Here is a 22125-nt window from a genome sequence, read left to right as displayed (position 1 = left end):
CGTGCGCGGCGGATCGGGGGGCGGGCGTCAGCCGCCGTACGCCCCCGAGGCGGTCAGGCGGAGGGCCGTGTCGATGAGAGGGACATGGCTGAACGCCTGCGGGAAGTTGCCGACCTGGCGCTTCAGCTCCGGGTCCCACTCCTCGGCCAGGAGGCCCAGGTCGTTGCGGAGCGACAGCAGCTTCTCGAACAGCTTGCGGGCCTCGTCGACGCGGCCGATCATCGCCAGGTCGTCCGCCATCCAGAACGAGCAGGCCAGGAACGCGCCCTCGTCGCCCGGCAGCCCGTCCACGCCCTCGTCCGCACCGGCGGTCGGGTAGCGCAGGATGAAGCCGTCCGGGGTCGACAGCTCCCGCTGGATCGCCTCGATGGTGCCGATGACACGCTTGTCGTCCGGCGGCAGGAAGCCCATCTGCGGGATCAGCAGCAGCGACGCGTCCAGCTCCTTCGAGCCGTACGACTGCGTGAAGGTGTTGCGCTCCTTGTCGTAACCCTTCTCACACACGTCCCGGTGGATGTCGTCGCGCAGCTCGCGCCACTTCTCCAGCGGGCCGTCCGCGTCACCGGACTCGATGAGCTTGATCGTGCGGTCCACGGCGACCCAGGCCATGACCTTGGAGTGCACGAAGTGGCGGCGCGGCCCGCGGACCTCCCAGATGCCCTCGTCGGGCTCGTCCCAGTGGTCCTCCAGGTAGCGGATCAGCTTCAGCTGGAGCAGGGAGGCGTAGTCGTTGCGGGCCAGACCCGTCATGTGGGCCAGATGCAGGGCCTCGGTGACCTCGCCGTACACGTCCAGCTGGAGCTGGTGCGCGGCGCCGTTGCCGACCCGGACGGGCGCGGAGTTCTCGTAGCCGGGGAGCCACTCCAGCTCCGCCTCGCCCAGCTCCCGCTCACCGGCGATGCCGTACATGATCTGAAGGTTCTCCGGGTCGCCGGCGACCGCCCGCAGCAGCCACTCGCGCCAGGCGCGGGCCTCGTCCCGGTACCCGGTGCGCAGCAGCGAGGAGAGGGTGATCGCCGCGTCGCGCAGCCAGGTGTAGCGGTAGTCCCAGTTGCGGACGCCGCCGATGTGCTCCGGGAGGGAGGTCGTCGGCGCGGCGACGATGCCGCCGGTCGGGGCGTAGGTCAGGGCCTTCAGCGTGATCAGCGAGCGGACCACCGCCTCGCGGTACGGGCCGTGGTACGTGCAGTGCTCCACCCACTCCCGCCAGAACTCCTCCGTGGCCTGGAGCGACGGCTCGGGCTCGGGCAGCGGCGGCGGCTCCTTGTGAGAAGGCTGCCAGGAGATGGTGAAGGCGATGCGGTCGCCCGGTGTCACCGTGAAGTCGGAGTAGGTCGTCAGCGCCTTGCCGTACGTCTCGCACTCGGTGTCGAACCACACGGAGTCCGGGCCGGCGACGGCCACCGTGCGCCCCTCGTGCTTGTGCACCCAGGGCACCACCCGGCCGTACGAGAAGCGCATCCGCAGCGCCGAGCGCATCGGGACCCGGCCGCTGACGCCCTCGACGATCCGGATCAGCTGGGGGGCGCCGTCACGGGGCGGCATGAAGTCGGTCACACGGACCGTGCCGCGCGGGGTGTCCCACTCGGATTCCAGGATCAACGAGTCGCCGCGGTACCGGCGGCGGGAGGCCGTCGGTGGCTCGGCGTCGGCCGCGTGGGCGGGGCCCAGCCGCCAGAAGCCGTGCTCCTCGGTGCCGAGAAGGCCCGCGAAGACGGCATGGGAATCGAAGCGGGGCAGGCACAGCCAGTCGACCGTCCCGTCCCGGCAGACCAGGGCAGCGGTCTGCATGTCTCCGATGAGTGCGTAGTCTTCGATGCGCCCGGCCACGTGCAACTCCAGTCGAACGGCCACGTCGCCCCCCGAGGGGCGGTCGCTGTGCGGTGTGCGGTCAAGGGACCCGAGGGATCGACGAAGGATCGATGCTTCCAGAGTGATCCAAGGGGCGTTGTCATGCGATGTCGCTCAACGATCCTCAACGCATATGAGGCCATCGTTGCTCAACGAACTGACGAGCTCGCATGTTTCCGGAGACGGGCGGGGGTGGTGCCGTTTCCCCGGCCGGGCTCGGCAGCGAGTGTCCGAAGAGGATACGACGCACCGGGGGGCTGCGCGTGCCGCTCCAGGCAACGCGAGTGGGCCGAACGAGTGAGCCAGGGGTGACCCGCGGCCGGTATTCGCCGACTGTCGTACGAAGTCCGTGGCGGCCCGTGCGCGGAGCGTGGCCGGAAGCGATCGTGGCCGGTCGCTGATACCCTGGTAGCCCGTGGACCGGTGGGCGCCCCGACTCGCAAGGGACCCCCGAACCGCAGCGACGGCACCCCCCGACGACCTGATCGGGCGGCGGCCGACCCGCACCCAGAACCGCGACCACGGGAGCCCCCTCTTGGCCATGCCGCCCGCTGCTTTCCGAAACAGCACCACGACGACCAAGCACATCTTCGTCACCGGGGGTGTCGCCTCCTCGCTCGGCAAGGGTCTGACCGCCTCCAGCCTCGGCATGCTGCTCAAGGCCCGCGGCCTGCGCGTGGTGATGCAGAAGCTCGACCCGTACTTGAACGTCGACCCCGGCACGATGAACCCCTTCCAGCACGGTGAGGTGTTCGTCACCAACGACGGCGCCGAGACCGACCTCGACATCGGACACTACGAGCGCTTCCTAGACCGCGACTTGGACGGCTCTGCCAATGTCACTACAGGCCAGGTCTACAACACCGTCATCGCCAAGGAGCGGCGCGGCGAGTACCTGGGCGACACCGTGCAGGTCATCCCGCACATCACCAACGAGATCAAGCACCGCATCCGGCGCATGGCGTCCGACGAGGTCGACGTCGTCATCACGGAGGTCGGCGGCACGGTCGGCGACATCGAGTCGCTGCCGTTCCTGGAGACCGTCCGCCAGGTCCGCCACGAGGTCGGCCGTGACAACGTCTTCGTCGTCCACATCTCGCTCCTGCCGTACATCGGCCCCTCCGGGGAGCTGAAGACGAAGCCGACGCAGCACTCGGTCGCGGCGCTGCGCAACATCGGTATCCAGCCAGACGCGATCGTGCTGCGCTGTGACCGCGAGGTGCCCGCCGCGATCAAGCGGAAGATCTCCCTCATGTGCGACGTCGACGAGGCCGCCGTCGTCGCCTGCCCGGACGCCCGCTCGATCTACGACATCCCGAAGACCGTGCACGGCGAGGGCCTCGACGCCTATGTCGTCCGCAAGCTGGACCTGCCGTTCCGTGACGTGGACTGGACGACCTGGGACGACCTGCTCGACCGCGTCCACAACCCGCGGCACGAGATCAACCTGGCGCTCGTCGGCAAGTACATCGACCTGCCCGACGCCTACCTCTCGGTCACCGAGGCGCTGCGCGCGGGCGGCTTCGCCAACCGGGCGCGCGTGAAGATCAAATGGGTCACCTCCGACGACTGCAAGACCCCGGCCGGCGCCGCGGCGCAGCTCGCCGACGTCGACGCCATCTGCATCCCCGGCGGCTTCGGCGACCGCGGTGTCTCCGGCAAGGTCGGCGCCATCCAGTACGCCCGTGAGAACAAGATCCCGCTGCTGGGCCTCTGCCTCGGTCTGCAGTGCATCGTGATCGAGGCCGCGCGCAACCTCGCCGACATCCCGGACGCCAACTCCACCGAGTTCGACTCCGCCACCGCCCACCCGGTGATCTCCACCATGGCCGAGCAGCTCGACATCGTCGCCGGTGAGGGCGACATGGGCGGCACGATGCGCCTGGGCATGTACCCGGCCAAGCTCGCCGAGGGCTCGATCGTGCGCGAGGTGTACGACGGCAAGGAGTACGTCGAGGAGCGCCACCGCCACCGCTACGAGGTGAACAACGCCTACCGCGCGGAACTGGAGAAGAAGGCGGGCCTGCAGTTCACCGGCACCTCGCCCGACGGCAAGCTCGTCGAGTACGTCGAGTACCCGCGCGAGGTCCACCCCTACCTGGTCGCGACGCAGGCGCACCCCGAGCTGCGCTCCCGTCCGACCCGCCCGCACCCGCTCTTCGCGGGTCTGGTCAAGGCCGCCGTGGAGCGGAAGACCGCGGGAAAGTGACAGCAAGTCGCGGCTGGTGACGGCCAGTTGCGCGACGCAGGAGTTGTACGGTGACCGGGGTGCGTCTCTTTCGGGAGGTGCGCCCCGGTTTCATGGCACGTGTGGGAGGACGAGTCGACATGACGATCAAGGACACCGCCGAGGAGTGGGAGGTCCGGGCGAGCGAGACGCCGTTCACCGGCAACAAGACCTCCGTGCGCACCGACGACGTGGTCATGCCCGACGGCTCGGTGGTCCGGCGGGACTACCAGGTCCACCCCGGTTCCGTCGCCGTTCTCGCCCTCGACGACCAGGACCGCGTGCTGGTGCTGCGCCAGTACCGCCACCCCGTGCGCCAGAAGCTGTGGGAGATCCCGGCGGGCCTGCTGGACGTGCCGGGCGAGAACCCGCTGCACGCCGCCCAGCGCGAGCTGTACGAGGAGGCGCACGTCAAGGCGGAGGACTGGCGGGTGCTGACCGACGTCTACACCACCCCCGGCGGCTGTGACGAGGCCGTCCGCATCTTCCTCGCCCGGGACCTCTCCGAGGCCGACGGACGGCGCTTCGAGGTGGAGGACGAGGAGGCCGACATGGAGTTGGCCCGGGTGCCCCTCGACGAGCTGGTCCGGGGTGTCCTCGCCGGGGAGCTGCACAACAACTGCCTGGTGGTGGGCGCGCTGTCGCTGGTGGCGGCGCGCGGCGGCGACGGGGTGGACGCGCTGCGCCCGGCCGAGGCGCCGTGGCCCGCCCGCCCGTTCGCGTCGTAGGGGCGTAGGGGCGTAGGGGCGTAGGGGCGTAGGGGCGTAGGGGCGTAGGGGCGTAGGGGTCGTTCCCTCGACGGCGCCAGTCGTACGATCTTCTGATCCGATCGAGGGATCCGTGCGCCCCGCTCCGCCGAGATCGTCGCAGAGCGTGAACTAGGCTCGGGAAACGCCCGAACCGGAGTCCCGGCGGGCCGGCTCGTGCGGTGGGACGGGAGTGTGGCCCGTGGCGGATCAGGCGGTGGACACCGGGGGAGCCCCGGCGTCCGGAACAGGGCGGCCCCCGGCTGTCGAGGCCGCCCCCACGGACAGTCAGTTCCTCGGCAGGACACGGGAGTTGAAGGAGCTGCGGGCCGACATCGACCGCGCCGGCCTCAACACCCTCGCCGGCCGCAAGGCACCGCACGCGCGCGTGCTCCTCATCGCCGGCCGGCCCGGCTTCGGCCGCACGGCGCTCGCCGAGGAACTCGTCCGGCAGATCGCCCACGGTTACCCCGACGGGGTGCTGCGGGCCCGTCTCGCCGAGCCGGACGGCACCCGCGTCCCGGTCGAGCGGGCCGCCGGTCACCTCCTCGGCGGACTCGGTCTCCCGGTCCCCGCCGGGGCCGACGAGGACGACCTCAGCGAGGCGCTCCGGGAGGCGCTGACCGACCGCCGGATGGTGCTGCTGCTGGACGACGCGGTCGACGCCGAACAGGTCGACGCGCTGCTGCCGGACACCCCCGACTCGCTGGTCGTCGCGGTCTCCGGGGGACCGCTGACGGGCATCTCCGACGTCCGCCCGTGCACCCTGGGCGGACTGGACACCAAGTCCGCGGTGGCCCTGCTGGAACGCTTCACCGGCTCGGTGCGCATCACCGTCGACCCGCGCTCCGCCGAGATCCTCGCCGAGGTGTGCGCCGCCCAGCCGGCCGCGCTGCGGCTCGCCGGGGGATGGCTCGCCGCCCGGCCCACCGTCGCCGTCTCCGACCTGGCCAAACAGCTCCGCGCCGAGGACGACGGGGGCCCGGTCCTCGCCCGGGTCTTCCGGCTCTCGTACGCGGCTCTGCCGGGCACCGCCGCCCGGATACTGCGCCTGCTCGCCCTCGCCCCGGCCGGCCTGGTCGACCCGCACATCGCCTCCGGGCTCGCCGGCTGCTCCGTCGGCGCCGCCCGCACCGCGCTGGACGACCTCGTGGCCCTGGGGTTCCTGCACCGGGCCGACTCGGCGATGCCCCAGTACGAGGTCCCCGGCTGCCTCCAGCCGCTGCTGCGCGCCGCCGCCGAGAGCCAGGAGAAGCCGGGCGAGCTCCAGCTGGCCCGGGCACGGATGCTGGAGCGGACGGTACGGCTGCTCCAGTCCTGCCGGGCCATCACCGAGACCGACAGCCCGCTCGCCCGCGAGAAGCTCCTGGAGATGCCCAAGGCGCTGCGGTTCCCGAACCCGCGGGCCGCCGAGGAGTGGCTGCGGGTGCGCCGACCGGCGCTGCTCGCCGCCGCCCGGCTCGCCGTCGCCGACGGCCAGCTGGACACCCTCGCCCGACGGCTGATGTCCCAGCTCGTCCGGGCCCTGGTGGCCCACTTCGGCACCCAGGCCGCGGCCGCCGACCTGTACGGCGTCCACCGGCTGGTCCTCGATGTCGCCGAGCGCCGTGACCTGCCCCGTGAGAAGGCGGCGGCCCTGCTGAACCTGGGGGACCTGGACGCCCGCACCGGCCGGACGAAGGCGGCGCTGGCCCGCTACCGGGCCGCCCTCGACGCCGGACGGCAGGCGAACGACCCCTACGCGACCGGCCGCGCGATGGAATCCGTAGGCGGCGCCCACCAGGAGCTGGAGGACTACGAACGGGCCGCCGACTGGTACGGCAGGGCGCTCGCCCAGCGGCTCGCCCGGGACGAGCGCGAGGACGCCGCCCGGCTGTACGGCCGTATCGCCACCGCGTACACCTACGCGGGCCGCTACGGCGAGGCGCTGCGCAACTGGAGCTCGGCCCTCACCGGCCACCGCCGACTCGGCGATGTGGGCGCCCAGGCGAGGGCGTTGAGCGAGATGGCCCGCGTCCAGGAGTACGCCGGGCGCCCCGAGGAGGCGCTGTCCACCTGCCAGGAGGCGGTGGAGTGGGCGCGCCGCGCCGGGGACGTCCGGTTGCAGGCCGCGCTCCAGATCCGGCTCGCCGACACCCTGGAACGGCTGGGCGACCCGGCGGCGGCCCGGCTGCACCGGGGGGCCGCCGAGCGACTGCTCGACGGCGAGAACACGCCACCCGAAACCGCCGGGACCGGCGAGACGGAGCCGGAACACGGCCCTAACGCCTACGAAATCCGTAGTGCATCCGCGAAAGATTGATGCATTGAAAGGCTAGACAGCGGGGATACCTTCATTAGACTGGCTGCGCCGCCGGTTCTCCTGCGGTGTCTCCCGGTGCGCTCCCATGCGTACGGGTATGTCCTGCATCGTGCGGGCATGTACCGATTGTGCGTGCGCGCCCCCACACCCCTCCGATCCAAGGACCGTGATCGACGTGAAGGTCGGCATCCCCCGCGAGGTCAAGAACAACGAGTTCCGAGTGGCGATCACCCCGGCCGGTGTGCACGAGCTGGTGCGCCACGGCCACCAGGTCGTCGTCGAAGAGGGCGCCGGTGTCGGTTCGTCGATCCCGGACGCCGAGTACGTCGCCGCCGGCGCCCGGATCCTGGCCACGGCCGACGAGGTGTGGGCCACCGCCGACCTGCTGCTCAAGGTCAAGGAGCCCATCGCCGAGGAGTACCACCGCCTCCGCAAGGACCAGACCCTCTTCACCTATCTGCACCTGGCCGCGTCCAAGGAATGCACCGACGCGCTCGTCGAGTCGGGCACCACCGCGATCGCCTACGAGACCGTCGAGCTGCCGAACCGCGCGCTGCCACTGCTCGCCCCGATGTCCGAGGTCGCGGGCCGGCTCGCCCCCCAGGTCGGCGCCTACCACCTGATGCGGGCCAACGGCGGCCGCGGTGTGCTCCCCGGCGGTGTGCCGGGCGTGCTCGCCGGGCGGGCCGTGGTGATCGGCGGCGGTGTCTCCGGCTGGAACGCCGCGCAGATCGCCATCGGCATGGGCTTCCACGTGACCCTGCTCGACAAGGACATCAACAAGCTCAAGGAAGCCGACAAGGTCTTCGGCACGAAGATCCAGACCGTCGTCTCCAACGCCTTCGAACTGGAGAAGGCGTGCCTGGAGGCCGACCTCGTCATCGGCGCCGTCCTCATCCCGGGCGCCAAGGCGCCGAAGCTGGTCACCAACGAGCTGGTGTCGCGGATGAAGCCCGGAAGTGTCCTTGTCGACATCGCGATCGACCAGGGCGGCTGCTTCGAGGACTCACGGCCCACCACGCACGCCGAACCGACCTTCCCGGTCCACGAGTCGGTCTTCTACTGCGTCGCCAACATGCCCGGCGCGGTGCCCAACACCTCCACCTACGCGCTGACCAACGCCACTCTGCCGTACATCGTGGAACTCGCCGACCACGGCTGGGCCGAGGCGCTGCGCCGTGACCCCGCGCTGGCCAAGGGCCTCAACACCCATGAGGGGGCGGTCGTTTACCGCGAGGTCGCGGAGGCGCACGGACTGGAGCACACCGAACTGGCCTCGCTCCTCGGCTGACCGAAGGGCCGTCGACGGGCTGCTTTGAGTCACCTTTCAGTAAAAGGCGATACGTCAACACAGGTCGTCAACAGCGGTTTCCCGGCCGGATCTTGCCCGACAAGGTCCGGCCGGATGTGTGTATGGTCACTTTGCGACACTCGCGCAACTCGCCTCGAACGTAACCCTTCGGATGTTTCACGCACCGGTGAAACCTGCTGTGCGACGGCCCTACGCCCTTGACAGCCGCATGTTTCATTGCCGACACATCGGGCCGGGTCCGGCGGATTGTGTTGCTGCGGACCGCCGACACGCCATAGAGTCGCCAACCGTCGGCATGGTGCCACGCTGACCTATCTAGAAGTTTCCTGGTCACCAAGGAGGTAAGACGACTTGTGAATGAGTCGACATTTACTCCCGGGGGTGGTCAACCAGGAATGCCTGCGCGGGTCTCGGGACCCACGGGGTTCGCGGCTGTCGGCTCCGTCGCAGTCCGCACCTTCGCAGCCCACCAGGGTCACCAGTCCTCAGGGGTGACTCAGCCAGCACACCAGAGCATGGATGGCCAACACGTGAACGCCATGGCCGGCGACGGAAGTGGCGGGGTCCACAACCACTTCGCCGACTACGACGAGCTGCCCGACGGGCACTTCTACGACCCCGACGCCGAGTACGAGCCCGATCCGGAGTACGCGGCGACGCTCGCGCCCGACGCGGCCCGTCAGCGCCGCGAGCGCATCGGCCCGACCGGGCGCCCGCTGCCGTACTTCCCGATCCCGGGCCCGCTGACCGACCACGGCCCCGCGACGATCATCGCGATGTGCAACCAGAAGGGCGGCGTCGGCAAGACCACGTCGACCATCAACCTGGGTGCCGCGCTCGCGGAGTACGGACGCCGGGTCCTCCTCGTCGACTTCGACCCGCAGGGCGCCCTCTCGGTCGGCCTCGGGGTGAACCCGATGGAGCTCGACCTCACGGTCTACAACCTGCTCATGGAGCGGGGCATGTCGGCCGACGAGGTTCTGCTGAAGACCGCGGTCCCGAACATGGACCTGCTGCCGAGCAACATCGACCTCTCGGCGGCCGAGGTCCAGCTCGTCTCCGAGGTCGCGCGCGAGTCCACGCTCCAGCGGGCGCTGAAGCCGCTGATGGCCGACTACGACTACATCGTCATCGACTGCCAGCCCTCGCTCGGCCTGCTCACGGTGAACGCTTTGACGGCCGCGCACAAGGTGATCGTGCCGCTGGAGTGCGAGTTCTTCGCGCTGCGCGGTGTCGCGCTGCTGACGGAGACCATCGAGAAGGTCCAGGAGCGGCTCAACCCCGAGCTGGAGCTCGACGGCATCCTCGCCACCATGTACGACTCCCGTACGGTGCACAGTCGTGAGGTGCTCGCGCGGGTCGTCGAGGCGTTCGACGACCACGTCTACCACACGGTCATCGGGCGCACGGTCCGCTTCCCGGAGACCACGGTCGCCGGTGAGCCGATCACCACGTACGCCTCCAACTCCGTCGGTGCCGCCGCCTACCGCCAGCTCGCCAGGGAGGTGCTCGCCCGGTGTCACGCCGAGTGAGTCTGCCGGGGGCCGACGAACTCTTCCGTACGACAGGGGGAATGGCGCTTCAGCCGTCCACTCCCCGACGGGGGGCCAACGGAGAAGCCCGTGTGCCCGCTCCCGCCGGGGAGAGCGACGTCGGCGCCGTGGAGGACGCGCCGCCGTCGGTGCCCGTGCAGGGCGGGGACGGCGAGGGGTCCGAGCATGTGGCCGCGGACGCCGAGTCCGACGAGCAGCCGCGCAGCCGGTCCGCCGCCGCGGGCGTCGAGCGGGCCGCCGCCGGGCGCCAGCCGAAGCCGCAGGAAGGTTCTGCCACACCGGGCGCGGCCGCCGGGGCCGCGCCGCGCAAGCGGGGGCGGGCCGCCGGGCGCCGGCCCAGTGGGCGTGAGCGGCACGACGAGAAGATCACCGTGTACGTCTCCGCCGAGGAGCTGATGGACCTCGAACACGCGCGGCTGGTGCTGCGCGGGGAGCACGGGCTGGCCGTCGACCGCGGACGGATCGTCCGGGAGGCCGTCGCCGTGGTCCTGGCGGATCTGGAGTCCCGCGGGGACGCGAGCATCCTCGTACGACGGCTGCGGGGGCGGTAGGGGTAGCCTGCGGGGGCTATGACCTCGTATGACCCCTCGTCGTCGGCGGCGCCCCCCGGCGGTCCCGCCGGCCGTCGGCGTGCGCTGGGGAGAGGACCGGTGGCTCCCACAGTGGCTCCGCCGGTTGAGCCGGAGACCGAGGAGCCCGCTCCTGCCGAGGAGGGTGGGACCTCCTCCCCACTCGCTCCGGCCGAGGCCGGTGAGACCTCCTGCCCACCCGCTCCGGCCGAGGCTACGACCGCCCACCACGCTGACGACGGCGTCGCGACCACGCCCGTCGCCGTTCCGGCCGAAACCGCAACGCAAGCCGAAGCGCAGGGCGGCGGGGAGGACGACGGGGTCTTCAAGGTTCGGCTCGCCAACTTCGAGGGGCCGTTCGATCTGCTGTTGCAGTTGATCTCGAAGCACAAGCTGGACGTCACCGAGGTCGCCCTGTCCAAGGTCACCGACGAGTTCATGGCGCACATCCGCGCCATGGGGCCGGACTGGGACCTCGACGAGACGACCGAGTTCCTTGTCGTCGCCGCCACGCTGCTCGACCTGAAGGCGGCCCGGCTGCTGCCCGCCGCCGAGGTGGAGGACGAGGGCGATCTCGCGCTCCTCGAAGCCCGGGACCTGCTGTTCGCCCGCCTCTTGCAGTACCGGGCGTACAAACAGATCGCGGAGATCTTCAACGGGCGGCTGGAGGAGGAGGCCCGGCGCTACCCCCGTACCGTCGGCCTGGAGCCGCAGCACGCGGAGCTGCTGCCCGAGGTGGTCATCAGCATCGGGGCGGAAGGATTCGCCAGGCTGGCCGTGAAGGCCATGCAGCCGAGGCCCAGGCCCCAGGTGTACGTCGACCACATCCACGCGCCCCTCGTCAGCGTGCAGGAGCAGGCCGGGATCGTCGTCGCGCGGCTGCGGGAGCTGGGGGAGGCCAGTTTCCGTGTGCTCGTCGAGGACACCGACGACACCCTGACCGTCGTGGCCCGGTTCCTGGCGCTGCTGGAGCTGTACCGGGAGAAGGCCGTGGCCCTGGACCAGGAGACCGCCCTCGGTGACCTGATCGTCCGCTGGACGGGCGGGGACGGCGACGCGGAGCCCGTGGTCACGGACGAGTTCGACCGGCCGCCCGAGCCCCCCAAGGAGGACAAGGCGTGAGCGAGGAGACGACCGAGGTGACAGGGGTGCCAGGGGGGCTGCGTACCGTCGCCGACCTCGACCTCAAGCCTGCCCTGGAGGCGGTCCTCATGGTCGTGGACGAACCCGCGACGGAGGAGCATCTGAGCAAGATCCTGGAGCGGCCGAAGCGGCAGATCGCCAAGGCGCTGCGGGAACTGGCCGACGACTACACCGCGCAGGGGCGCGGCTTCGAGCTGCGGCTGATCGCCGGGGGGTGGCGGTTCTACACCCGCCCCGCGTACGCGGCCGCCGTGGAGCGGTTCGTGCTGGACGGGCAGCAGGCCCGGCTCACGCAGGCCGCGCTGGAGACGCTGGCCGTGGTCGCCTACCGCCAGCCGGTCAGCCGCAGCCGCGTCTCCGCGGTGCGCGGGGTCAACTGTGACGGGGTCATGCGGACCCTGCTCCAGCGCGGGTTGGTGGAGGAGGCGGGCACGGAACCCGAATCAGGTGCGATCCTGTACAGGACGACGAACTACTTCCTGGAGCGGATGGGCCTGCGCGGCCTGGACGAACTACCGGAACTGGCGCCCTTCCTCCCGGAGGCCGAGGCGATCGAGGCCGAGACCCAGGAAGCCGTACCGTCGTTCGATCCGGATGCCCCGGACGCGGACGACGGGCCCACGTCGGCCATGACTGACACGACGACGACGGAACTTTGATGCGAAGCAGCGGTAGCGGCAAGAGCGGCGGGCGCGGTAACCACCGCGGTGCCGGCAACGACAGGGACCAGAAGCAGGGCGGCCAGGGCCGTCCCCGCAAGCCCCGCCCCGAGGAGCGCCGCTACGACGTGGGCCCCGGCGGGACGCAGGACGGCCCGAAGTCCGGGCGGGGCGCCTCCGCGCGCGGCGGCGCCAAGGGCGGCCCCAAGCAGGCGCAGCAGCCTCGCGGGCGCGGCCGTTCGGCCCCGGCGACCTCGCGCGAGTACGACGCGCGCGCCGAGGAGCGCAACCGGGAGCGGTACGCGGGCAAGAAGGACATCAAGCTGCCCAAGACCTTCCCGGGCGCCGAGCAGGAGGGGGAGCGGCTCCAGAAGGTGCTCGCCCGTGCCGGCTACGGCTCCCGGCGCGCCTGCGAGGAGCTGATCGAGCAGGCCCGCGTCGAGGTCAACGGCGAGATCGTCACCGAGCAGGGCCGGCGGGTCGACCCGGAGAAGGACGAGGTCAGGGTCGACGGCCTGACCGTGGCGACGCAGTCGTACCAGTTCTTCTCCCTCAACAAGCCCGCCGGGGTCGTGTCGACCATGGAGGACCCGGAGGGCCGGCAGTGCCTCGGTGACTACGTCACCAACCGGGAGACCCGGCTGTTCCACGTGGGCCGTCTGGACACCGAGACCGAGGGCGTCATCCTGCTCACCAACCACGGCGAGCTGGCGCACCGGCTGACGCACCCCAAGTACGGCGTGAAGAAGACCTACGTCGCGCACATCGTCGGCCCCATCCCGCGCGACCTGGGCAAGCGGCTCAAGGACGGCATCCAGCTGGAGGACGGGTACGCGCGCGCGGACCACTTCCGGGTCGTCGAGCAGACCGGCAAGAACTACCTCGTCGAGGTCACCCTCCACGAGGGGCGCAAGCACATCGTGCGCCGGATGCTGGCCGAGGCCGGCTTCCCCGTCGACAAGCTGGTCCGCACCGCCTTCGGGCCGATCACCCTCGGCGACCAGAAGTCGGGCTGGCTGCGCCGCCTGTCCAACACCGAGGTCGGGATGCTGATGGGGGAGGTCGACCTCTAGGTCCCACGGAGGTCAGCCAGGTCCCACGGAGTTCAGCGGCGGGCCGGTCCCGGGTTTGTGCCCGGGGGCGGCCCTTTGCCGTTTCCGGTCCCGCTCTTGGCGTTCCTTTCCCCGTAAAGGGTTGTGCGCCCACCCCGGCGCATTTATAGTCGGGATGACTATTAGTCAGGGTGACCATAAAGGGGGCGACGGACATGACCTCACCCGAGGGCTACGACAAGTACGCCTTCGAGCCCTTCGCCGTCACCGTCGACCTCGCCGTCCTCACCCTCCGCGCGGGCACCCTCCAGGTGCTGCTCGTCGAGCGCGGCCAGGAGCCCTATGCCGGCCGCTGGGCGCTGCCCGGCGGGTTCGTGCTGCCGGACGAGTCCGCCGAGGATGCCGCCTGGCGGGAGCTCGCCGAGGAGACCGGTGTCACGGACGCCTCGGGGCTCCATCTGGAGCAGCTGCGCACCTACAGCGAGCCCGGCAGGGACCCCCGGATGCGGGTCGTCACCGTCGCGTTCGCCGCCCTGCTGCCCGACCCGCCCGTCCCGCACGGCGGCGGCGACGCCGCCCAGGCCCAGTGGCTGCGCTTCGACGCCGTCGGACCGCTCGCCTTCGACCACGACCGCATCCTCGCCGACGCCCATGACCGTGTCGGCGCCAAGCTCGAGTACACCTGTCTCGCCACCGCCTTCTGTCCCCCCGAGTTCACGCTCGGCGAATTGCAGCAGGTCTACGAGACCGTGTGGGGCACTCCCCTCGACCGGCCCAACTTCCGGCGCAAGGTGCTGGCCACGCCGGGCTTCGTCGAACAGGTGCCCGGCGCCGCCCGCCTGACCGGCGGACGCGGCAAGCCCGCCGCGCTGTACCGAGCGGGTGGGGCCACCGCCCTGCACCCGCCCCTGCTGCGACCCACCACGGAAGGACGGCCCCGATGACCATGACGCTGCTCGCGAAGCGCGCCGCCACCGGATCCCTGCTCGGCCTCGCCCTCGGGGACGCGCTCGGCTTCCCCACCGAGTTCGACGACGTACCGTCGATCCTCGCCAAGTGCGGCCCCTGGCGGAAGATGGAGCTGCCGAGGCCCGCGATCGTCACCGACGACACCCAGATGACCCTGGCGCTCGGCCACGGGCTGCGGGCGGCCATGGACCGCGGGGTGCTCGGCCCCGAGGCCCTGGAGAAGGCCGTCCGCAAGGAGTTCGTCGACTGGTCCCGCTCCCCGGAGAACAACCGCGCCCCCGGCCGGACCTGCCTGGTCGCCTGCGACCTCCTGGCACGGGAGCGCCACCCCTGGCAGTTCGCCAGCCAGATCCACTCCAAGGGCTGCGGCGCCAACATGCGGGTCGCGCCGCTCGGCCTCATCGGTCCGCTCAGCGACGAACAGCGTGCCGGGGCCTCCCAGTTGCAGGCCGCCCTCACCCACGGCCACCCCACCGCGCTCGCCGCAGCCGACCTCACCGCCCACGCCGTACGTCTGCTCGCCCAGGGCGCCGAACCGCTCGGCCTGGTCGGACAGTTGCGCTCGTACGCGTACGAGAACCGCTCCCGCTACCACACGCGCTGGCTCGGCGACCTGTGGACCTACAGCCAGGACCCCTCGCCCGAGCACTACATCACCCGCGGCTGGGACGAGTGCCTCGACGCCCTGGACCGCGTCCAGCAGGCACTGCGCACCCCGTCCCCGGAGACCGACCCCTGCCTCGCCACCGGGGAGGGCTGGATCGCCGAGGAGGCCCTCGCCACCGGACTGCTGTGCTTCCTCCTCTTCGTCGACGAGCCCGTCACCGCGCTGCGCCGCGCCGCCTGCACCTCCGGCGACTCGGACTCCATCGCCTGCCTCACCGGCGCCTTCGCGGGCGCCCACCACGGCCCGGCCGCCTGGCCCGTGGAGTGGGCCGACCGGATCGAGTACCAGGGCGACCTCGTGTCGCTGGGGGCGCTCTGGGACGCTTGAGGGATGACCGACGCCCTCGACATCGACCTGACCCCGGTGGTCGCCGAACAGCCCGATCCCCTGCTGTTCGCCACCGTCTCCGGAGCCCACCTCTACGGCTTCCCCTCCCGCGACTCCGACGTCGACCTGCGCGGTGTGCATCTGCTGCCCGCCGCCCACCTGGTCGGCCTGAGGGAGCCCGAGGAGACACGGTCGAGGATGTGGGACCGGGACGGCGTCGAGATGGACCTCGTCACCCACGACCTGCGCAAGTTCGTACGGCTGATGCTGCGCCGCAACGGCTATGTGCTGGAGCAGCTGCTCTCCCCGCTCGTCGTGCACACCGGGGAGGCACACCGCGAGCTGATCGCGCTCGCGCCGGGCGTCCTCACCCGGCATCACGCCCACCACTACCGGGGTTTCGCCATCACCCAGTGGCGGCTGTTCGAGAAGACCGGTGAACTCAAGCCGCTGCTCTACACGTTCCGGGTGCTGCTCACCGGCATCCACCTGATGCGCGGCGGCGAGGTGCAGGCCCATCTGCCGAGCCTGCTGCCGCTGGTCGAGGAGGCCCCCGCGTATCTGCCGGACCTCGTCGCCGCGAAGGCGGCACAGGAGCACGGCAAGGCCGAGGTGGACCAGGACCGCGTGGCCGAGGACGTGGAGCGGCTGCACAAGACGCTCGACGAGGAACAGGCCCTGTCAGCGCTGCCGGAGACCCCCGCCGCGTACGACGCCCTGCACGACTTCGTGATCCGGGTCCGCCTCGACGGCCCGAAGGGCTGACGCGCGCCGGGTGCGGAAGAGGAAGTCCTCGACCCGGGCCCGGTCCGGCTCCGCCGACAGCGGGGAGCGGGCCGCCGCCTCCTCGGTCTCGGCGGCCAGCCGGACCATCCACGCCTCGACGCGGTCCCAGGAGACCTCACCGCGCTTGACCGCCAGCAGGGGCTCGCGCCGGTCACCCACGTCGATGGTGAGCGTGCCCGTGCGCAGCAGGTCGCGGCAGCTCATCAGCAGGCGCAGCAGATGCATGGCGTGCTTCCAGCGGGGCGCGCCGTGCGTGCGGACGTCCGCCTCCAGTTTCTTGTGCTGGCCCAGGGCGTACCGGGCGAACGTCTCGTGGGCCTGCCGCGACAGGAACGCCTCGCGCAGGGAGAGCAGTTCGCGGCCCGTGTCGTCGAGGTGTTCCACCAGGGGGGAGTGCAGGCACTCCAGGATGTTCGGGTTGGCGCGCAGGGCCAGCTCGCAGAACCGCTCCAGCTCCCAGCCGAACTGCTCCTCTCCCGGCCCCTCCACATGTGTCGGCGGCTTCTCGAAGTGCCAGAACAGGGCGGTCGGCACCAGGAACACACCCCGCCGGTCCGTGTCGCTGTCGTCCGTCGCGAGACCGAAGGCGCGTGAACCCATCACACAGGAGTAGATCGTGTGGTCACGGACCAGGGCGTGGGCGTGCGAGGGCTGCATGCCGGGAGCGTACGGGGCCGGCTCAGGTCAGCCGAATCGAATTCCCCGAGACCGTGATCCGCTCGGCGGGCAGCGGCCGCTGGGCGGGGCCGTGCTCCACGGCGCCGTCGGTGACGCTGAACCTGCTCCCGTGACAAGGGCAGTTGATCGTGCCGTCCTCGACCGTGGTCACGAGGCAGGCGCGGTGGGTGCAGACCGCCGAGAACGCCTTGAAGTCGCCCTCGCGGGGTTGGGTGACGACGACCTTCTCGTCCTTGAAGATCCTGCCGCCGCCGACCGGGATGTCGGCCGTCGTCGCCAGCGCCTCGGCAGCGCCGCCGGTGCCCGTGCCCTCCGGGGCCGAGGTCGTGTCGGAGCTGCCGTCGCCGCCCCCGCCGCAGCCCGCGAGCAGTGCCGCCGTGCCCGCCGCACCGGTCGCCAGCACCGCGCGCCGTGTCGTACCCATCGTCATGTCGTCACTCCGAAGAACACCGCAGAAGCTTCAATTCAGGACAGAGTGCCACAAATGGCTTCACGTGCGGGTGTCTCGGCAGGCGGGCGCCGCGCGCCCGGTCAGGGCGGGATCACTAGGCTGGACGGGCAAGGAGCCGTGACGCACAGCAGGTAAGGAGCCAAACCGTGGCGGTACGAGCGGTCCGGGGCGCCGTCCAACTCGACGAGGACCAGGCGGCGCACATGGACGAGCGGGTGGGTGAACTGCTCACCGCCGTCCTGGAGCGCAACGGGCTCACCCAGGACGACCTGATCAGCATCTGGTTCACGGCCACGCCCGATCTGCACAGCGACTTCCCGGCCGCCGCCGCCCGCAAGCTCGGCATCGTCGACGTACCGCTGATCTGCGCGCAGGAACTCGACATCCAGGGCGCGATGCCCCGCGTCGTACGGATCCTCGCGCACATCGAGTCCGACCGGCCCCGCTCCGAGATCGCGCACGTCTACCTGGGCGCCGCGGCCGCACTCCGCAAGGACATCGCCCAGTGAGAACCGCACTCGTCATCGGCACCGGCCTCATCGGCACCTCCGCCGCGCTCGCCCTCGCCCAGCGCGGTGTGACCGTCCACCTCACCGACCACGACCCCGAGCACGCCCGGACGGCGGCCGTGCTCGGCGCCGGCACCGACGAGCCGCCCGCCGGGCCCGTGGACCTCGCGGTCGTCGCCGCCCCGCCCGCGCACGTGGCCGCGACCCTCGCCGACGCCATGCGACGGGGCCTCGCCCGCGGCTACCTCGACGTGGCCTCCGTCAAGGGCGGCCCCCGACGCGAGCTGGAGGCGCTGGGCCTCGACCTCTCCGCCTACATCGGCACCCACCCCATGTCGGGCCGGGAGAAGTCCGGCCCCCTGGCCGCCACCGGCGACCTCTTCGAGGGCCGGCCCTGGGTGCTCACCCCGACCCGCGACACCGACACCGAGGTCCTGAACCTCGCCCTGGAGCTGGTCTCGCACTGCCGGGCCGTGCCCGTCGTCATGGACGCCGACGCCCACGACCGGGCCGTCGCCCTGGTCTCGCACATGCCGCACCTGGTCTCCAGCCTGGTCGCCGCCCGGCTGGAGCACGCCGAGGAGGCCGCCGTACGGCTGTGCGGGCAGGGCATCCGGGACGTGACCCGCGTCGCGGCCTCCGACCCGCGCATGTGGATCGACATCCTCTCCGCCAACCCCGGCCCCGTCGCCGACCTCCTCACCGACGTCGCCGCCGACCTCGACGAGACCGTCCAGGCCCTGCGCGCCCTCCAGGCCTCCGACGAGGCCAAGCGCCGCGAGGGCACCACCGGCATCGAGGACGTCCTGCGCCGCGGCAACGCCGGCCAGGTCCGGGTCCCCGGCAAGCACGGCTCCGCGCCGCGCGTCTACGAGACCGTGGCCGTCCTCATCGACGACCAGCCCGGCCAGCTCGCCCGGATCTTCGCCGACGCCGGCGCGGCCGGCGTCAACATCGAGGACGTCCGCATCGAGCACGCCACCGGCCAGCAGGCCGGCCTGGTCCAGCTGATGGTGGAGCCGAAGGCGGTGCCGGTGCTGACGGGCGCCCTGCGCGAGCGCGGGTGGGCGCTGCGGCAGTGACACCGGCCCGTCCGCTCGTAGGGCGGCCCGCCGCCGGGGTGCCGCCGCGGGCAGGGCCGGACGGGCTACGCGCACCCAGTACCCTTGTCCGGGGCGCCTTCCGTCTCGCCCCGCCACCTCGGAACAGGAAAGGTGCCCCCCAGTGGAACGCGCCACAGTGATCGTTGCCATCGACGGCCCCTCCGGCACGGGCAAGTCGAGCACCTCGAAGGCCGTGGCCGCACAGCTCGGGCTGAGCTACCTCGACACGGGCGCCCAGTACCGGGCGATCACGTGGTGGATGGTCACCAACGGCATCGACATAGACGACCCGTCGGCCATCGCCGCCGTGGCCGGCAAGCCGGAGATCATCTCGGGCACGGACCCGTCCGCGCCGACCATCACGGTCGACGGCACGGACGTCGCCGCCCCGATCCGCACCCAGGACGTCACCTCCAAGGTCAGCGCGGTCAGCGCCGTACCCGAGGTCCGCGCGCGGATCACCGAGCTCCAGCGTTCCATCGCCGCCGACGCCGAGAACGGCATCGTCGTCGAGGGCCGCGACATCGGCACGACCGTACTGCCGGACGCCGACCTGAAGATCTTCCTCACCGCCTCCCCGGAGGCCCGCGCGGCCCGCCGCAGCGGCGAGCTGAAGAGCACCGACGTCCAGGCGACCCGCGAGGCCCTCCTGAAGCGGGACGCCGCCGACTCCAGCCGCAAGACCTCGCCGCTCGCCAAGGCGGACGACGCGGTCGAGGTGGACACCTCGGACCTCACCCTCCAGCAGGTCATCGAGTGCGTCGTCACCCTCGTCGAGGAGAAGCGGGCGGCGAAGTGAGCGAGGCGTCCTCGGACCGCGCCCCCTCGGGTCGCACCCCGTCGGCCGAGGCCCCCTCGGTACGGGGCGCCGAGGTCGGCCGGCGCATCGGCGTCGGCCTGATGTACGGGCTGTGGAAGCCGCGCGTGCTGGGCGCCTGGAAGGTCCCCACGACCGGCCCGGTGATCCTCGCCGTGAACCACTCCCACAACATCGACGGTCCCATGGTCATGGGTGTGGCGCCCCGGCCGACGCACTTCCTCATCAAGAAGGAGGCGTTCATCGGTCCCCTCGATCCCTTCCTGCTCGGCATCGGGCAGGTCAAGGTGGACCGTTCGACCGCGGACCGCACCGCCATCACCCAGGCGCTCGCCGTACTGGAGCACGGCGGTGTGCTGGGCATCTTCCCGGAGGGCACCCGGGGCGAGGGCGACTTCGCCTCGCTGCGCGCCGGGCTCTCCTACTTCGCCGTCCGCAGCGGCGCGCCGATCGTCCCGGTGGCCGTCCTGGGAAGCACGGAGCGGCGCGGACGGTTGATCAAGGGGCTGCCCCCGCTGCGCTCCCGCGTCGACGTCGTCTTCGGCGACCCGTTCGAGGCGGGCGACGGCAGCGGCCGCCGGACGCGCAAGGCCCTCGACGAGGCGACCGAGCGCATCCAGAAGCAGCTCGGCGCACACCTGGACCACGCACGGCGGCTCACCGGCCGCGGTTGCTCCCATCCTCCGGGGGACGACCCCCGGACCCCCGGCAGTCAAGAACGTCGGCCGGGATGACCAGTGCGGACTTGATGGGGCGAGCCCGAGAAAAACGCCGGGCGTCCGATCGGGCGCTGGGCGACACTGAGTAGTGGATCAGCCGGCGGACCTGTCGGCCGCTCCACCGATCACCACGATGAACGACGAGGTACGGACTTCATGAACGACCAGTTTCCCTCCGAGCACGAGCACGGAGAGCTTGGCGACGCCGAGTACGCGGAGTTCATGGAGCTCGCCGCGGAAGAGGGCTTCGACCTGGAGGACGTCGAGGGCGCCCTCGACGAGGCGGGCCACGGTCCGCTGCCCGTCCTCGCCGTCGTCGGCCGCCCGAACGTCGGCAAGTCGACGCTCGTGAACCGCATCATCGGCCGCCGCGAGGCGGTGGTCGAGGACAAGCCCGGCGTCACCCGCGACCGCGTGACCTACGAGGCCGAGTGGGCGGGCCGCCGCTTCAAGGTCGTCGACACCGGCGGCTGGGAGCAGGACGTCCTCGGCATCGACGCCTCCGTCGCCGCCCAGGCCGAGTACGCCATCGAGGCCGCCGACGCCGTCGTCTTCGTCGTCGACGCCAAGGTCGGCGCCACCGACACCGACGAGGCCGTCGTCCGGCTGCTGCGCAAGGCCGGCAAGCCCGTGGTGCTGTGCGCCAACAAGGTCGACGGCCCGAGCGGCGAGGCCGACGCGGCGTACCTGTGGTCGCTGGGCCTCGGTGAGCCGTACCCGGTGTCCGCGCTGCACGGCCGGGGCACCGGTGACATGCTGGACGCGGTCCTGGAGGCCCTGCCCGAGGCCCCGGAGCAGCGCTTCGGCACGGCCGTCGGCGGACCGCGCCGGATCGCCCTGATCGGCCGCCCGAACGTCGGCAAGTCCTCCCTCCTCAACAAGGTGGCGGGCGAGGAGCGCGTCGTCGTCAACGAACTCGCGGGCACCACCCGTGACCCGGTCGACGAGCTGATCGAACTGGGCGGCGTCACCTGGAAGTTCGTCGACACGGCGGGCATCCGCAAGCGCGTCCACCTCCAGCAGGGCGCCGACTACTACGCCTCGCTGCGTACCGCGGCCGCCGTCGAGAAGGCGGAGGTGGCGGTCATCCTCATCGACGCCTCCGAGTCGATCTCGGTGCAGGACCAGCGGATCGTCACGATGGCCGTCGAGGCGGGCCGCGCCCTGGTCATCGCCTACAACAAGTGGGACACCCTCGACGAGGAGCGCCGCTACTACCTGGAGCGGGAGATCGAGACCGAGTTCGGCCAGGTCGCCTGGGCGCCCCGGGTCAATGTCTCGGCGCGCACCGGCCGGCACATGGAGAAGCTGGTCCCCGCGATCGAGACGGCCCTCGCGGGCTGGGAGACCCGGGTGCCGACGGGTCGGCTGAACGCGTTCCTGGGCGAGTTGGTCTCCGCGCACCCGCACCCCATCCGCGGTGGCAAGCAGCCCCGTATCCTCTTCGGCACCCAGGCGGGCACCAAGCCCCCGCGGTTCGTCCTCTTCGCCTCCGGCTTCATCGAGGCGGGCTACCGCCGCTTCGTCGAGCGCCGGCTGCGGGAGGAGTTCGGCTTCGAGGGGACCCCGATCCACATCTCCGTGCGCGTGCGCGAGAAGCGCGGCAAGAAGAAGTGAAGCCGGCGGGGCACGTCCGTGGGGGCATGGGCGTGCACGTCTGACCGGACACGTACGAGGAGGGCGGC

20 protein-coding genes are annotated in these 22125 nt (G+C 71.5%); 17 read left to right on the top strand and 3 right to left on the bottom strand.

Annotated elements, in window-relative coordinates; genetic code table 11:
- Positions 1–27 precede the first annotated feature (27 nt).
- Positions 28–1830: a glycoside hydrolase family 15 protein gene (locus tag SMA5143A_RS11255; RefSeq protein WP_055538873.1), complete on the bottom strand. Its 1803-nt coding sequence runs from the start codon at positions 1828–1830 to the stop codon at positions 28–30.
- A 562-nt stretch (positions 1831–2392) separates the two neighbouring features.
- On the opposite strand from SMA5143A_RS11255, the gene SMA5143A_RS11250 reads away from it, so the two are divergent.
- The 12 genes from SMA5143A_RS11250 (at position 2393) to SMA5143A_RS11195 (ending at position 16142) form a co-directional block, all read left to right on the top strand.
- Positions 2393–4060 (top strand): CTP synthase, encoded by a 1668-nt coding sequence (locus SMA5143A_RS11250; RefSeq protein ID WP_107462780.1) that lies wholly within the window; start codon positions 2393–2395, stop codon positions 4058–4060.
- A 119-nt stretch (positions 4061–4179) separates the two neighbouring features.
- Positions 4180–4806, top strand: coding sequence for an NUDIX domain-containing protein (locus SMA5143A_RS11245; protein ID WP_107462779.1), 627 nt, complete (start codon positions 4180–4182; stop codon positions 4804–4806).
- Between the two features lie 220 nt (positions 4807–5026).
- Positions 5027–7126, top strand: a complete 2100-nt coding sequence (locus SMA5143A_RS11240) for a tetratricopeptide repeat protein (RefSeq protein WP_107462778.1) — start codon at positions 5027–5029, stop codon at positions 7124–7126.
- A 166-nt stretch (positions 7127–7292) separates the two neighbouring features.
- Complete coding sequence (gene ald / locus SMA5143A_RS11235; RefSeq protein WP_107462777.1) at positions 7293–8417, top strand: alanine dehydrogenase; 1125 nt, start codon at positions 7293–7295, stop codon at positions 8415–8417.
- Between the two features lie 416 nt (positions 8418–8833).
- The gene (locus tag SMA5143A_RS11230) at positions 8834–9970 is read left to right on the top strand and encodes a ParA family protein (protein ID WP_079049249.1); all 1137 of its coding nucleotides are present in this window, start codon (positions 8834–8836) and stop codon (positions 9968–9970) included.
- On the top strand, positions 9955–10542 hold the full coding sequence (locus SMA5143A_RS11225) for a hypothetical protein (protein ID WP_107462776.1): 588 nt from the start codon (positions 9955–9957) through the stop codon (positions 10540–10542). The genes SMA5143A_RS11230 and SMA5143A_RS11225 overlap by 16 nt, the downstream gene beginning before the upstream one ends.
- A gap of 18 nt (positions 10543–10560) precedes the next feature.
- Positions 10561–11682, top strand: coding sequence for a segregation and condensation protein A (locus tag SMA5143A_RS11220; protein ID WP_107462774.1), 1122 nt, complete (start codon positions 10561–10563; stop codon positions 11680–11682).
- Positions 11679–12362 carry an SMC-Scp complex subunit ScpB gene (scpB, locus tag SMA5143A_RS11215; protein WP_107462766.1) on the top strand — a complete coding sequence of 228 codons (684 nt, stop codon included), beginning with the start codon at positions 11679–11681 and terminating at the stop codon, positions 12360–12362. Before SMA5143A_RS11220 ends, scpB begins: the two co-directional genes overlap by 4 nt.
- The gene (locus SMA5143A_RS11210) at positions 12362–13435 is read left to right on the top strand and encodes a pseudouridine synthase (RefSeq protein WP_107462765.1); all 1074 of its coding nucleotides are present in this window, start codon (positions 12362–12364) and stop codon (positions 13433–13435) included. Before scpB ends, SMA5143A_RS11210 begins: the two co-directional genes overlap by 1 nt.
- Before the next feature lie 194 nt (positions 13436–13629).
- Positions 13630–14358 (top strand): NUDIX hydrolase, encoded by a 729-nt coding sequence (locus SMA5143A_RS11205; protein ID WP_107462763.1) that lies wholly within the window; start codon positions 13630–13632, stop codon positions 14356–14358.
- Positions 14355–15377 (top strand): ADP-ribosylglycohydrolase family protein, encoded by a 1023-nt coding sequence (locus SMA5143A_RS11200; RefSeq protein ID WP_107462761.1) that lies wholly within the window; start codon positions 14355–14357, stop codon positions 15375–15377. Before SMA5143A_RS11205 ends, SMA5143A_RS11200 begins: the two co-directional genes overlap by 4 nt.
- A gap of 3 nt (positions 15378–15380) precedes the next feature.
- The gene (locus SMA5143A_RS11195) at positions 15381–16142 is read left to right on the top strand and encodes a nucleotidyltransferase domain-containing protein (protein ID WP_107462755.1); all 762 of its coding nucleotides are present in this window, start codon (positions 15381–15383) and stop codon (positions 16140–16142) included.
- Here the strand turns inward: SMA5143A_RS11195 and SMA5143A_RS11190 are convergent.
- Both SMA5143A_RS11190 and SMA5143A_RS11185 read right to left on the bottom strand, forming a co-directional pair.
- Positions 16059–16820 (bottom strand): nucleotidyltransferase domain-containing protein, encoded by a 762-nt coding sequence (locus tag SMA5143A_RS11190; protein ID WP_107462753.1) that lies wholly within the window; start codon positions 16818–16820, stop codon positions 16059–16061. The genes SMA5143A_RS11195 and SMA5143A_RS11190 overlap by 84 nt on opposite strands.
- 22 nt (positions 16821–16842) lie before the next feature.
- Positions 16843–17271 (bottom strand): Rieske (2Fe-2S) protein, encoded by a 429-nt coding sequence (locus tag SMA5143A_RS11185; protein WP_107462751.1) that lies wholly within the window; start codon positions 17269–17271, stop codon positions 16843–16845.
- A gap of 167 nt (positions 17272–17438) precedes the next feature.
- Here SMA5143A_RS11185 and aroH point away from each other — a divergent pair, with 167 nt between their 5' ends.
- From aroH to der, 5 genes are all read left to right on the top strand, one after another.
- Positions 17439–17801 (top strand): chorismate mutase, encoded by a 363-nt coding sequence (aroH, locus tag SMA5143A_RS11180; protein WP_107462749.1) that lies wholly within the window; start codon positions 17439–17441, stop codon positions 17799–17801.
- Positions 17798–18883 (top strand): prephenate dehydrogenase, encoded by a 1086-nt coding sequence (locus SMA5143A_RS11175; protein ID WP_107462743.1) that lies wholly within the window; start codon positions 17798–17800, stop codon positions 18881–18883. Before aroH ends, SMA5143A_RS11175 begins: the two co-directional genes overlap by 4 nt.
- Before the next feature lie 142 nt (positions 18884–19025).
- The gene (gene cmk, locus SMA5143A_RS11170; RefSeq protein ID WP_055711176.1) at positions 19026–19703 is read left to right on the top strand and encodes a (d)CMP kinase; all 678 of its coding nucleotides are present in this window, start codon (positions 19026–19028) and stop codon (positions 19701–19703) included.
- Positions 19661–20455 (top strand): lysophospholipid acyltransferase family protein, encoded by a 795-nt coding sequence (locus tag SMA5143A_RS11165; protein ID WP_258193468.1) that lies wholly within the window; start codon positions 19661–19663, stop codon positions 20453–20455. The genes cmk and SMA5143A_RS11165 overlap by 43 nt, the downstream gene beginning before the upstream one ends.
- A gap of 141 nt (positions 20456–20596) precedes the next feature.
- Positions 20597–22057 carry a ribosome biogenesis GTPase Der gene (gene der / locus SMA5143A_RS11160; protein ID WP_107462741.1) on the top strand — a complete coding sequence of 487 codons (1461 nt, stop codon included), beginning with the start codon at positions 20597–20599 and terminating at the stop codon, positions 22055–22057.
- The last annotated feature ends 68 nt before the right edge of the window (positions 22058–22125 follow it).

The organism is Streptomyces sp. MA5143a (assembly GCF_900290235.1).
Lineage (GTDB): Bacteria > Actinomycetota > Actinomycetes > Streptomycetales > Streptomycetaceae > Streptomyces.
Note: the sequence above shows the minus strand (reverse complement) of the source record. Positions and strands in the feature narration are given on the sequence as shown.